This is a genomic window from Bradyrhizobium huanghuaihaiense (assembly GCF_025200885.1).
Classification (GTDB): domain Bacteria; phylum Pseudomonadota; class Alphaproteobacteria; order Rhizobiales; family Xanthobacteraceae; genus Bradyrhizobium; species Bradyrhizobium huanghuaihaiense.
Genome location: NZ_CP104172.1, coordinates 7,878,722 through 7,891,638, shown reverse-complemented (window position 1 = coordinate 7,891,638; position 12,917 = coordinate 7,878,722). Strand labels below are relative to the sequence as shown.

13 protein-coding genes and 1 pseudogene are annotated in these 12,917 nt (G+C 58.2%); 9 read left to right on the top strand and 5 right to left on the bottom strand.

Going from position 1 to position 12,917, the window contains the following annotated elements:
- Positions 1-95: 95 nt before the first annotated feature.
- Together N2603_RS37275 and N2603_RS37270 are read right to left on the bottom strand one after the other, a co-directional pair.
- On the bottom strand, positions 96-413 hold the full coding sequence (locus N2603_RS37275) for a Dabb family protein (protein ID WP_260386080.1): 318 nt from the start codon (positions 411-413) through the stop codon (positions 96-98).
- A gap of 135 nt (positions 414-548) precedes the next feature.
- Complete coding sequence (locus N2603_RS37270) at positions 549-1,184, bottom strand: GntR family transcriptional regulator (RefSeq protein ID WP_260386079.1); 636 nt, start codon at positions 1,182-1,184, stop codon at positions 549-551.
- Positions 1,185-1,298: 114 nt separating this feature from the next.
- On the opposite strand from N2603_RS37270, the gene bioB reads away from it, so the two are divergent.
- The 7 genes from bioB (at position 1,299) to panC (ending at position 8,833) form a co-directional block, all read left to right on the top strand.
- Positions 1,299-2,291: a biotin synthase BioB gene (gene bioB / locus N2603_RS37265; protein ID WP_260386078.1), complete on the top strand. Its 993-nt coding sequence runs from the start codon at positions 1,299-1,301 to the stop codon at positions 2,289-2,291.
- A 49-nt stretch (positions 2,292-2,340) separates the two neighbouring features.
- Positions 2,341-2,694, top strand: coding sequence for an aspartate 1-decarboxylase (panD, locus tag N2603_RS37260; RefSeq protein WP_260386077.1), 354 nt, complete (start codon positions 2,341-2,343; stop codon positions 2,692-2,694).
- A gap of 76 nt (positions 2,695-2,770) precedes the next feature.
- Positions 2,771-3,931 carry an 8-amino-7-oxononanoate synthase gene (locus N2603_RS37255; protein WP_260386076.1) on the top strand — a complete coding sequence of 387 codons (1,161 nt, stop codon included), beginning with the start codon at positions 2,771-2,773 and terminating at the stop codon, positions 3,929-3,931.
- Complete coding sequence (gene bioD / locus N2603_RS37250) at positions 3,924-4,559, top strand: dethiobiotin synthase (protein ID WP_260386075.1); 636 nt, start codon at positions 3,924-3,926, stop codon at positions 4,557-4,559. Before N2603_RS37255 ends, bioD begins: the two co-directional genes overlap by 8 nt.
- The gene (locus N2603_RS37245) at positions 4,556-5,821 is read left to right on the top strand and encodes an adenosylmethionine--8-amino-7-oxononanoate transaminase (protein WP_260386074.1); all 1,266 of its coding nucleotides are present in this window, start codon (positions 4,556-4,558) and stop codon (positions 5,819-5,821) included. Before bioD ends, N2603_RS37245 begins: the two co-directional genes overlap by 4 nt.
- 1,278 nt (positions 5,822-7,099) lie before the next feature.
- Complete coding sequence (panB, locus tag N2603_RS37240) at positions 7,100-7,978, top strand: 3-methyl-2-oxobutanoate hydroxymethyltransferase (protein ID WP_260386072.1); 879 nt, start codon at positions 7,100-7,102, stop codon at positions 7,976-7,978.
- Positions 7,979-7,981: 3 nt separating this feature from the next.
- Positions 7,982-8,833, top strand: a complete 852-nt coding sequence (gene panC / locus N2603_RS37235) for a pantoate--beta-alanine ligase (protein ID WP_260386071.1) — start codon at positions 7,982-7,984, stop codon at positions 8,831-8,833.
- A gap of 233 nt (positions 8,834-9,066) precedes the next feature.
- Here panC and N2603_RS37230 read toward each other — a convergent pair whose 3' ends face one another.
- Complete coding sequence (locus N2603_RS37230) at positions 9,067-9,270, bottom strand: hypothetical protein (protein WP_260386070.1); 204 nt, start codon at positions 9,268-9,270, stop codon at positions 9,067-9,069.
- A gap of 1,009 nt (positions 9,271-10,279) precedes the next feature.
- On the opposite strand from N2603_RS37230, the gene N2603_RS37225 reads away from it, so the two are divergent.
- Positions 10,280-10,480, top strand: a complete 201-nt coding sequence (locus N2603_RS37225; RefSeq protein WP_260386069.1) for a hypothetical protein — start codon at positions 10,280-10,282, stop codon at positions 10,478-10,480.
- Between the two features lie 388 nt (positions 10,481-10,868).
- Here N2603_RS37225 and N2603_RS37220 read toward each other — a convergent pair whose 3' ends face one another.
- Entirely contained in the window at positions 10,869-11,072 is a 204-nt protein-coding gene (locus N2603_RS37220) for a hypothetical protein (protein ID WP_260386068.1), read from the bottom strand.
- Between the two features lie 395 nt (positions 11,073-11,467).
- Between N2603_RS37220 and N2603_RS37215 the strand changes: the two genes are divergently transcribed.
- The gene (locus N2603_RS37215) at positions 11,468-11,761 is read left to right on the top strand and encodes a hypothetical protein (protein WP_260386067.1); all 294 of its coding nucleotides are present in this window, start codon (positions 11,468-11,470) and stop codon (positions 11,759-11,761) included.
- Positions 11,762-12,233: 472 nt separating this feature from the next.
- Here N2603_RS37215 and N2603_RS37210 read toward each other — a convergent pair.
- A pseudogene (locus N2603_RS37210) lies at positions 12,234-12,886 on the bottom strand (IS5 family transposase); the annotation flags it as partial.
- Positions 12,887-12,917: the final 31 nt, after the last annotated feature.

The window sequence follows — 12,917 nt, the reverse complement described above, 5'->3', positions numbered from 1 at the left end:
CCCAATGAGAACGACGCTTGTCTGCGATGGGCCGAAACTTGACGCCCATTGCCAAGTTAGCTCGGCAGTGGACTTTTTGCTGCGACAGCACCTGATCATCCTGCCGTGGAGGCGAAAGGGGTATCTATTGATGCATCGTAGTCGGCCGCGAACCGCAGCTCGCGGAGCGGTCGGACCCGTTTAATCGACTCCTGGTAGAGATCGTGCGCCTTGTACGCTGCGAGCTCCGCCTCGCTGTCGAACTCACCATAGACCACGATGTCGATATCGTTGCCGAGCTGATCGGTCTTGCGGTTGCGGGCAACCTCAAGCCGGCGCGCATGTGGTATCGTGGTGAGAAGCGAAAGACCTTCGATGATATGGTCGATATGCGCCTCGTCCTTGGCGCTGAAGAAGACGATGTGACGAATCATGGCCGTCCATGGAGATGTCGCTAGCGGGTGCCATAACTATCTGGGAATAGAGCCCGTTGCAATGAGGCTAGTCGCTTGGAGCATGATCGTCGATTGCGATCGTCGGCGATCCGCAAGGAAGCTTGCCAGATTTGCTCAGGACGCCGGAAGGGCAAGGCGCTCAATGGTTTGAATGTGCCGCGTGAGCAGGTTACAGGCTTGATCGACGTTGCGCGTTCGCAAGGCTTGCAGAATCAGGCGGTGATCTTGATTGGAGCGCGGTCGCCAGCCCACCGATCGCGCCATCGCGAACACCAATCGAGAATTGGCGAGCTGCAGTCCATCGAGGCTTGCGAGCAGACGCGGCATTCCGCACGGCGCGACCAACGCTTGGTGAAAGGCGCGGTTGGCTATCTCAAACTCCTCGATCGTCTTTGCATTGTCTCCCTCGATCAGGGTGAGCTCGATCTGCGCCAAATGAGCTGTTGTGAGCCTTGGCCCCGAATGGCGCAATGCCACCACCTCGAGCGCGGCGCGCATTTCGGCGATCTCCTTCACTGAACGGCTATCGAGCGGGGCAACCCGAACACCGCGACGCGGCACAGCGACAACAAGATGTTGTGCCTGCAACTGCCGAAAGGCCTCGCGCACGGGGACGTGGCTGGAATTGAATTCTCGTGCCACGTGATCCTGACGGAGTGGCGCGTCTGGCTCTAAGGCGCCACTGATAATGCGCTCAGCGATTGAGTCCGCGATGCGCGCGACCGTCGTCATGTTGTCGGTACGGATCATAGATTATCTACCGCAATAACGGGTGCATTTGCGAGGCAGCTCGATTAGCATCTCTTCAAGAGCGATGACTATAGATAATTGACGCGATTATCTATAATTGAGCGGGATTGAATTATGGATGCTGCTGCGCAAGTCCAGATGGAAACAGGCGACGGGGCGCAGATCCGTTATCATTGGAACGTCGAAGAGGCTAAGGCGCTCTACGAGCTTCCTTTTGCCGACCTGATGCTTCAGGCGCAGCGCGCTCATCGCAAGAACTTCGATCCAAACCACGTCGAAACTGCGAGCCTGCTCAGCATCAAGACCGGCGGCTGTCCGGAAGATTGCGGCTACTGCTCGCAAAGCGCACATTACGAGACTGGCCTGAAAGCCACCCGTCTGATGCGTTGCGCCGATGTGGTTGCGACCGCGCAGCGCGCGAAGGATGCCGGCGCCACGCGCTTCTGCATGGCTGCGGCCTGGCGTACGCCAAAAGATCGCGATCTTGATTCAGTCTGCGACATGATCAACGCGGTCAAAGGACTCGGCATGGAAACGTGCGTCACGCTCGGCATGCTGACACCGAAGCAGGCCGCGCGCCTCGCCGAGGCCGGCCTTGACTTCTACAATCACAACCTCGACACATCGCCCGAGTTTTACAGCAAGATCATCACCACCCGCAGCCTGCAGGACCGCATGGATACGCTGGCGCATGTGCGCGATGCCGGGATCAAGATCTGCTGCGGCGGTATTATCGGCATGGGCGAGCGCGTCGAGGACCGCCTAGGTATGCTCGTGCTGCTCGCCAATCTTCCCAACCATCCCGAAAGCGTGCCGATCAACCTGTGGAACAAGATCGAGGGCGTGCCGGTGGAAGACACCGCGGAGCCTCCCGATCCGATCGCGCTGGTCCGGCTGCTGGCGACCGCGCGGATCATGATGCCGAGGAGCGTGGTTCGCTTGTCCGCCGGGCGGCAATACATGACCGACGAATTGCAGGCGCTTTGTTTCTTGGCCGGCGCAAACTCAATCTTCGTCGGCGACGTGCTCCTGACCACCAAAAACCCGAAAGTTGATCGCGACGCGGATCTGCTGGCCCGGCTCGGCATCACGTCCGGGCTCGCCTGACGGAAGCAGTGCGCTCAATATGTTGCCCTACATCCAGCCTAGGTGAGAGATGCAGATAACTTTGATGAAGGGAAAAATCCATCGCGCCTCAGTGACCGAAGCTGATCTGCACTATGAAGGCTCGATCTCGATAGATCGTACGCTCCTGGACGCAGCAGGAATGGTGATCAACGAGCGCGTCGAAATCTACAATGTCGAAACAGGGGCGCGCTTTGCCACCTACGTGATCGAGGCGCCGCCGATGTCTGGCAAGATAAGCCTGAACGGTGCGGCCGCCCGACTGGCGATGCCCGGAGACAAGGTCATTATCGTTGCATATGCCTCATTCGACGAGGCCGAAGCAAAGATATTCAAGCCACGCATTGTGCGTGTGGACCGAGACAATCGCATCCTGGCAAGTTGAATCTAGCGGGTCATCCTTCGTTCTTGCACGGCCAACGCATCTTTTGCGTGATTTGATGCGATCCTGGGAGTGATGAATGCGGTCAGTCCAAACAGCTAGACTTGGTCCCTACGTCGCAGCGTTGAATGCCTTGAACGAAGATAAACGGCTGCGCTGCCTCAAGCCGCGCGTCGGGATCGATTTCGCATCGAACGACTATCTGGCGCTCGGGAACGCCTCGCGCATCAAAAAGGCGATGGTTGCCGCGCTCGAGGCGGGCACTCCGGTTGGAGCCGGCGGGTCGCGGCTTCTGCGCGGCAATTGCGAGGAGCATGAACTGCTCGAAACGGAAGCGGCTCAGTTCTTTGGCGCGGAGGCAGCGCTTTTCTTTGGAGGCGGCTACATCGCAAATTTTGCCCTCCTGACAACGCTGCCGCAGCGCGGCGATCTGCTCGTTCTCGATTCGCTCGTGCACGCCAGTATTCACGAGGGGGCGCGGGCCAGCCGCGCAGAGTGTCGAATTCACGCGCACAATGATCCCCAGGCAGTCGAAGATGCAATTCGCGACTGGCGAAACAAAGGCGGGGCGGGCCGCGTCTGGATTGTGGCCGAAAGTCTCTACAGTATGGATGGCGACTTCGCTCCACTCGAAGAGCTGGTGGCGATCGCCGATCGACAAGACGCGTTTCTGATCGTGGATGAGGCTCATGCCACAGGTGCTTACGGGCATCAGGGACGAGGGCTCACGGCCCCTTATGATAGGCGCGAAAATCTCATTGTCGTTCATACCTGCGGCAAAGCGCTCGGTGCGGCGGGTGCGCTTGTTACGGCCTCCGGCATCTTGCGCGATTTTATGGTCAACCGCTGCCGTCCGTTTATTTTTGCCACCGCCCCATCACCATTGATGGCCGTTGCCGTTCGAGAGGCACTCCTCACCCTGCAGAAAGAGCCGGAGCGACAGCAACGGCTGACCAAACTCGTTGCGTTCGCGCATCGGCAGATCACCTCGCTTGGCTTGCGCACACCATCGACCTCTCAGATCGTGCCGTACATCGTAGGTGACAACGCGCGTGCAATGCGACTTGCCTCTGCTCTGCAGGCGCGCGGCTTCGATATCCGCGGAATTCGGCCGCCAACCGTCCCTGCAGGCACCGCCCGCTTGCGAATTTCGTTGACACTCAATGTTGGGGAAGCGGACGTGCGCGCAATGCTCGATGCACTGGTTGAGGTGACGCGAGGAGCTCGTTTTGATGAATAAGCGAATCGTCGTGACTGGTACGGACACCGGGGTCGGCAAAACGATATTTTCCGCAGGGCTCGCCGGCCTTCTCGGCGCGAATTACTGGAAGCCGGTCCAGGCTGGACTCGAACAAGAGACCGACTCCGAGTGCATCCGCCGCCTCGGGGGCCTCTCGTCCGATCGGATTGTCCCGGAGCTCTATCGACTTCGGACGCCTGCGTCGCCCCATTACGCCGCGGAGATCGACGGCGTTCGCATAGATACAGAGACGCTTCGACTGCCGGACAGGGGCCAGCAGCAACTCGTGATCGAGGGCGCCGGCGGACTCATGGTGCCGCTGACAGCGCGCACTCTTTACATCGACATCTTCGAGCGCTGGCAGCTTCCCGTCGTGCTTTGCGCAAGGACCGGACTGGGCACAATCAATCACTCCCTGCTCTCCATAGAGGCTCTGCGGAAGCGTCAGATTCGAATCCTTGGAATTGCGTTCATTGGCGAAAGAAACGCCGAAACTGAAAGCGCGATTTGCGAGATCGGGAGAGTGCGTTGGTTGGGACGGCTCCCGTGGCTTGTTCCCCTCACGCACGATAGGCTGCAGGCTGCTTTCAAAGACTCCTTTGTTGGTACCGATTTCCTGAACCTATGAAGATAGCTAAGAGGTCGCCGATCTGGCACCCGTTCACGCAGCATGCTCTACAGCTGGACATGACGAAGGTGCTGCGGGGAGAGGGGGCTTATCTCTACACCGAAGATGGCCGACGCCTTATCGATGCAATCTCCTCCTGGTGGGTCGTGACCCACGGCCATTGCCATCCATGCATCGTGAACGCGATCCGAGAGCAGGCAGGCAAGCTCAACCAGGTCATCTTCGCCGGATACACTCACGACCCGGCTGAGCAAGTTGCGACGGAACTATTGAAGGTTACCTCGCCGGCGCTCGAGCATGTGTTCTTCTCCGATAGCGGGTCAACCAGTGTCGAAGTGGCGCTGAAAATGGCGCTCGGCTACTGGCGCAATACCGGAAGACAGCGAACCCGAATTGTGGTGATGCAGCACTCCTACCATGGCGACACGATCGGGGCGATGTCGGTAGGTAGCCGAGGCGTCTTCAATGCGGCCTACGGGGCGCTGATGTTCGAGGTGACCTCGATTCCGTTCCCGGCAAGGGATCGTGAGCAAAGAGCGCTCGACGCGCTTGAAAACGCGTGTCGAAGAGAACATCCCGCAGCCTTTATCGTTGAGCCCCTGATATTGGGTGCCGGTGGAATGCTGATGTATTCTCCCTCGGTACTAAGAGAGATGAAGCGGATCTGCGAAGCCTTCGACGTCCTGTTCATTGCGGACGAGGTCATGACCGGCTGGGGTCGGACGGGTACCTTGTTTGCGTGTGAGCAGGCCGATGTGACGCCCGATATTGCCTGCTATTCGAAAGGACTCACGGCTGGTGCGCTGCCGCTCGCTGTCACACTCTGTCGTGCCGATATTTTCGATGCGCATTATTCTGAAGATCGCACGCGTACGTTTTTTCATTCGAGCTCATATACGGCCAATCCAGTGGCCTGTGCCGCCGCCAAGGCTAATCTGGACCTGTGGCAGGATCAGGAATATCGCGGGCGGCTGGCATCCTTGGCCAGGATGCAAGAACAGGCACTCGCGCCATTCCGCGCCGATTCAAGGTTCGCAAACGTCCGACGCACAGGAACAGTCACGGCGCTTGAACTCAACACGAGCGATGCCGGCTATCTGGCGGACATCGGTCCGAGGCTTTTGGCTTTCTTCCAAGCGCGGAATCTGCTGTTACGCCCACTCGGTAACACAATCTACGTGATGCCGCCTTACTGCGTTACGGCGGCCGACCTTGATGAGATCTATACTGCCATCCGCGACGCTGCCGACTTGCTGATGTGAGATGCACAAGACTCTGCAATCGTCTGCAGTGACAGGATCTTGCAAGGCGAAAGTGTCCGTATTGCTGCAGTTTGATCGTGCAGCGAGGATGCAGCACCCAAGGCCAGCAGGCTGATCGCGCTTTAAGCACTTAAGCGCTCCCGATCCAACTGCCGCAGCAATCCTGCGGGCTAGCCATGAAAGGCGCAGCATTTGGCCGAAAATGTCGGGCGAATTGCGTTAACCACGATCGAGAAATCCATTATCTTGAGCAAATTCTCGGCGAGGCTTTCTGCGGAAACGACTGCTTCGCGAGGCAGCCGCACATCAGAGTCAAGGCTCTTGATGGCTGCAAGAACCAGGAGACGGACCGCTCGGCGAGCGCACCTTTGGTGCGCCCGTGGTGCTGTGGTCGGAGGGCAGCGGGGCTTCCCGAGTAAATGTCTGACAGGAGGCGAGAATGCACATTGGCTTGCGTAATTCCCTCGACCATTCAGCCACATGCTGCGCGATATGCGGCGGAAAGTTTGGGCTGATCCGCCATTACTGCTGGCGAACGGCCCTTTGCTCCAAGAAATGCGTCAACCGCTTCAAGGCGCGGCGGGAGGCTGATCAGAAATGGCTTCGATGGCGAGCGGCTTAGGAATGGACTGAGTTGTGCCGGTACGGCCCTGGTCAGAGAATTCGAGTGGGCCCTCTAGACCGCGTGGAAATGAAGTGATGGAAACATCGGCAAAAATAATCGACTTTAGGGCCTACAGGGCCAGCAGGCTGGCTCGGTCTGAGCGCCTTCGCGACGACATCTACTCGACCCCGACTCTCGCTGCGCTTACAGCGGCCTGTCACCTTTGGACGTTCCTGGCCTGCCATCCGTTTACTTTGCTCGGTGCGCCACCGCCGAAGCAGGAGTCTAAGGAGTACCCCTAGGGGGCAGACATGCAGATGTGCCCTAAAGACGAAGTCCGCACTGCGTACATTTGCAGCTCGGTCCGGTCGAGCCGGCACCGTTTGGAGAGACTGCAATCAGCCCAGAAACGCGTGCAGAAGGTGGCTCGTCGCGAGCGCCCGCTCCTCGATTGAGGACGCGGCTGGCATAGCCGCTGAAACGGCACGGGAAGACGAGCCATCGGTGGTGCAATCGCGATGAGCAAGATCTTGTCTCATGGTTGCGCGACCATTGGATTGTTGTTGCGCTGTTCTCCAGTTCTAGAGAACTGGGATCTCCATACTCCATGCCATTGACATGTTTCTCCAGCCTTCTCTAGGAAGCGCCGACGGTGTGTGGAGAGCGGATTGAGTATGAGCCACAGTTCAGAGCAGCCTCTAGAGCGTGTCACGATTCCGGCACTGCAGCAGTGGAAGGATAAAGGACGGCGTGTCGTGATGACCACCGCCTACGATGCGGTTGCGGCGCGCATCGCGGATCCCATTGTCGACATCATCCTGGTCGGCGATAGCGTTGGAAACGTCTGCCTGGGATTCGACAACACGCTGCCTGTCAGCGTGGCCATGATGAATCATCACCTGGAGGCTGTTGCGCGCACGAGGCCTCATGCGCTGCTTGTGGCCGACATGCCCTTTCTGAGCTTTCATGTCGGTTCTGAGGATACGATTCGCAATGCAGGAGGTTTTCTGCAGCGTGGCGCCGATGCTGTGAAACTCGAGGGTGGCGCCAAACGCATCGAGATGGTACGCGCTTTGGTCGACTGCGAAATTCCTGTGATGGGACATCTCGGTCTGACCCCGCAGAGCGTCAACGTCATGGGTGGTTTCAAGGTGCAGGGACGGACAACGGATACCGCCTTGCGGCTGCTCGAAGACGCGCACCATCTGCAGGAAGCCGGCTGCTTCGCGCTGGTCTTGGAGGGCATTCCTGCCGAGCTCGCGGCGCGAGCGACCGAATGTCTCACGATACCCACCATCGGGATCGGAGCAGGACCTGATTGCTCGGGCCAAGTGCTCGTGTTTCATGATGTCTTGGGGCTAACCGAAGGTCATCGCCCCAAATTCGTTCGGGCCTATACAAATGGATTCCAGCTGTTCCAGGAGGCGCTGTCGCGCTGGGCTACCGATGTCCGCAAAGGTGCATTCCCGGGCTCAGAGGAGTGCTATCGGCTTCCTGATCAGCTTCGGGATGCCGTCGCCAACTGGGTGCCCTCCAATTCAACCTCAAGGTAAGAAATGCAAGTAATTACGAAGGTCGCTGAGCTTCGTCGCGCCCTTGCAGACGTTCGCAATGCCGATAAGCGCATCGGATTCGTTCCGACGATGGGATACTTGCACGACGGCCACCTGGCCCTGATCTCGGCTAGTAGGGGACACTGCGACGTCACTGTCGTTAGCATCTTCGTCAACCCCACTCAGTTCGGCCCAAATGAGGATCTCAGCAGGTACCCTCGCGACTTCGCGCGCGATGAAGCGTTGTGCCGCAGTGCCGGGGTCACCATCATCTTCGCGCCAAGTGCAGAGGAGATCTATCCGGCTCTATTTCAGAGCTTTGTCGAGCCGGGCGAACTCGCAAAACCGCTCTGCGGGGCTTTCAGGCCTGGACATTTTCGTGGTGTAGCGACTGTCGTCTGCAAGCTATTCAACATGGTGCAGCCGGACGTCGCGTACTTTGGACAGAAGGATTTTCAGCAATGCGCTGTGATACGCCGCATGACGGTTGACCTGAATCTTCCGATCGAGATTGTCACTGTGCCAACCGTGCGGGAGCCAGATGGGCTGGCAATGAGCAGTCGCAACCGTTATCTCAGCCCGGAAGAACGTGGTCGGAGCCTTGCGATCAGCCGTGGTTTGTTCGCCGCAGCGCAAGAGTTTGCCTCAGGGGAGCGCGACGCGGCAACGCTGATTGCGCTTGCAAGAAAGCATTTGGAAAGGGTCGATCGACTGCAGTACCTTGAGCTTGTCGACGCTGGGACCTTAAGGATTGCCGAGAGTCCTCTGCGCTATCCGGCGGTGCTCTGTGTCGCAGCGTACGTCGGCTCGACTCGGTTGATCGACAATGTAGTCCTGTCCTGGTCGCCATCGTAGCCAGATCCGCAAGTGATTGCGCTCAGAAATCGTCGAACCGGGGGCACTGAAATCCTCAACATCCTGGAAGAACTCTCGGGGCGATCCGGAACTGCCCTTTGCGTGCTGAACAACTGCCCCACGCTCGAACTTATGATGTCGGCTGGAGATTGGCTCTGCCGCTGACAGGGTAGAGCGAGGCCGGGCCGCTCCCACGCTGCCGAGAGCAGCGAAGTACGAGTTCGCTTTCCGTATTATGACTTCGGCGGATCGCTCAAACACTCCGGGACGTTCCGACCGCTTTGCGCGCTTTTTACGACGTTGCGCAAAGCAATTTCAGAAAGTCGTACAACCAGCTGTTTGAGGCGCTCAATCTCCTGCTTGCAGCGCTCCAGCTCGTGCTGTTCGTCTGTCATCACAGATGGTGTAAGACGATGGTTGCTGCCGAGATGATTCATGTAGTTCCCTTTTCGGATTCGACAAACGCAGCAGATAATCTGAACAGCCCAGTCGCTTCGTCGGATCGGAGCGTTTCACACGCAGCCCGCGGTGGGCTGGTTGCTAGCCCACTCCCTGCAAAGGGCTTCCGCCTAGCTCGCCGATGCGAAACTTTCGGCGACGCCATCTCGCTCGTCGCGTCATGCTCAGTTGCAATAATGGCCCCAACAATGTGGCCGCGGAATATGCTGCTCTCCGGCTGCATGTCATTGCTCTGGGCGGAGACTGTAACAAAGTGGCAATATCTATTAATGCAACGAGCCGCGCTCTCGCGCTCAAATCCTGCATTACGGCCGCGCTCCCGATAATTTTCACGCGACGTTCGCGTGCTGGGTCCTTCAGCTACATCAGCTTGTATATCCAAAGCGCAAGTCGCTACCGAGATCACCGCCTGCAAGCGGGCATTGCCAAAGGAGATTCGCTCAAAATCGTGTGCTGCCAATACGTGCGATTATGGATCAATAAACACGCCCTGACCATGAAATTACTTCGCGATCGCGCAGACGCCCTCCTAAGCTGCATAAAGCCGAAGTTCCCTCAAGAGCGGCCAGGGGGCGAGTCAAGGGGGCAGTGAGCGCCGGCGCCGGATCTTGGCCCGATTTCGTCGCCAGACGTGGGGCGGGCGCTGGTTTTTGACGTACTTCACCGCCTGAATCGAAATCCCTCTACAGTGCGAGATGCCAAGCGCTCGGATTTGGAGCCGCAGGGCCGTGTCGTGAAACGACATCGGAGCAGAGCAGTGGCAAGCTATTTCTACCAACTCCATCGGGCAGGTATGCCAAAGCATTGGTTAGACGCAGCGGGCGCGATAAACGGCAAATCCTCTAGCCGCATTTGAGATGCTGGACATTGCACCGCGCTGGAAATCTGCGGACCGGCAGTCGCGGAGGCTTATATGATCTGATGTACTTGAGTTCCGGTCCAGCAAATGCCCATTATCTTCCTCGATGGTATGAGGGAGATCTCCCAATGCTGGACGGTGCCACGACCGCGCTTCTGCGTACGATCTTGGATGAGGTTTGCGAAAGCGTCTCACCGTATAACGCCGGCGTCCGCGCCTACGTTGCCTCCAAAATCCTGGAGGCCGCCACCAGAGGTGAGACGCGACCCGATCTGCTTAAACAGGTCGGTCAGGAAGCTCTTTCCAGAGCACCAACGATGTGGCGATAGATCTAGGACGTGGCTTGTCATTGAGTGAATCTCCAAGTAACAGTGCTGAAGATCCTGGCCTGCGCGCCGTGGCCTCGCCTGCGGCATAGTGATCCGGTCACCTCGCAGAGGTGTATCGTGGTTGCAAATCGATGGCGGCCTAACGTCACCCAAGACGCGGCCTTATCCGATGTGAATCGGTTGGCGCGTTGCTCGCTGCGGGGCCGCTCGTTGAAACGAGAGAGCAGCTCGCACAACAGGCGGCGCATCAAAGCCTTGGCACACGCACCCTTGCGCGCCACGATGTCGGTGAGCCGTCGCGCTAATAACCTTCTTCCGGAGGCGAGGGCGAACTCAGTATTCGGCACCGGAGCGCCATCGCTCAAGCGAGCCGGTGCGCCCTTGCTGTTTACTCCTGTGCGAGCGCCGCAAGTGCCCTTTCGATCGCTGTGATGTCTTGACGGACCTGAGCGATCGCTGGCTTCGGATCAACTCCGGTAACGCAGTTCAACTGCTGCAGTAGCTCCCGCCGATGCGCCAGAAGATTCTCCAGCGCGCTGCGGTTGTTTAGTTTCACATAGCCGTCGACAATCAATCCAATCGAAAGAGACATCGAAACTCTCAAACAAAGCTGTTCTCAACGAAGATGCGTATAGCACATCGGCAAACGATGTTCAGCTCGTCGAGAGAGAATACTGACGGGCGAGCTTGTTAGCGGCAAGCGTCCGGCGCCGGGGCGTGACCGCCTATTCCTTGCGCCTTACAAGCGTCCAGCTCTGTTTGAGCGACTAGCCGAGCAGAAAGACGGCTATGGCGAGCCAAAAAACGCTGCGGATCGTCGCGATGGAAGTGCTAGGGTAGGGGAAAGAATGATGTCACGAACTAGCATGGTCCTGATCCGCCTGCCGACCGGCTTCCGAGATGCGATGACAGACGGCGCGCTGATCGACGACATGCTCGCCTGAATATGTCTTCGTAGAGATTGCGACGACCTCAGGAGCGTCCAGGATGCTTGATGAATATTTGGCCCGTATTCGTGCTCACCGCAACACCATCTATCGCTATCGTCGCCTGCTGAAGTCGAACCTGTCGGATGTCGAACGTCAGGATATTGAAAAACGCCTCGCCGAAGAGCAGACCGGACTCGAATCTCTTCGGCCGAGACCTTCCCGCTCGCGTTTAGCCTTCCGAGGGGGACGGACATGCCGGCAAGCTAGGGGCGGAGCCGCGAACGACGCACACATTCGGGGCCACGCGAGTTCTGCCGACGGCGTCATCATGAGCTCGCGACCGGGCAAATAATCGATGATATCCGCCAGCTATTGGACTAGCCCCAGGACCTGATCTGCTGACCTGCACGTGAGTTCACTCCGCTCGGGTATCAGGTGCTCAATCTACATCGGCATTTGCCTATAGCGGATTAGAAAGCCGCACTGTTCGACCGGTTCTCGCTCCGGACCTGTTTGTATTCGGCCATATCTCGGCAGTTTATTTGATTGGCTACACGACCAGCCAACTCGTTCTCACTCGCTAGCCAGCTGAGACAGCCACAACTTCATCTTTCATCGGCCTGCGACGACGGCATGAGATTTGCTCTACTGGCTGAGACGCTGCGGAACCGTATTCGCGGCGAGAGGCACAGCAAGGAAGGAAACGACTTGCCAAATCTGGGATTGGGGACAGTTAATGTCGCCGGCAATATCTCCAGCAGCATTCTGGGGAAAGCAAGGTAAGCGGCGGCACCACGCGAAACGTGGGACATCAACTTCGTGCGCGTTGATCCTGTTGATGAACCGCTCGACCCGATTGCGAGCGCGGTAGAGATACGGGCTGAAGCAGATCGGATCGCTGCGATTACTTTTCGGCGGGATGTTGGCCAACGCGCCCTTCCTCATGGCAGGCTCGCTGATCCAGTCAGCATTATAGCCACGGTCGGCAAGCAGCGTTGATCCGGATTTCAGACGAGATAGCAATTTTCCGGCAAGTCGAACGTCGTGGGCTTCGCCGGGGGGCTCACCGCCAGCCGCACGGGCAGACCATTGATATCGAACACCGCGTGAATCTTGCTCGTCAAGCCGCCGCGTGACCTTCCCATTGATTGGCCGTGATTCCTGGTGATGCAAGCTCTCTGTTGATGGCCCGGACGATGGAAGTATCGATCATCTGAACAGTGGCATCATGGGCAGCGGCAACTGCGTCTATGATGCGGCCCCAGACACCAGCTCGCCGCCAGCGAACAAAGCGGTTGTAGCAAGTGGTCCACGGCCCAAACTCCGCCGGCAGATCACGCCAGGGGGCTGCAGATCGCAAGACCCAGAAGATACCATCGAGGACACGGCGGTCGTTAACCCGATGAACGCCACGCGGCTTGTTCGGCAGCATAGGCTTGATGGCAGTCCATTCATGTTCGGCGAGTTCGTAGCGCATGATTCGAGCCCCAGTTTGGGTGTGAATCACG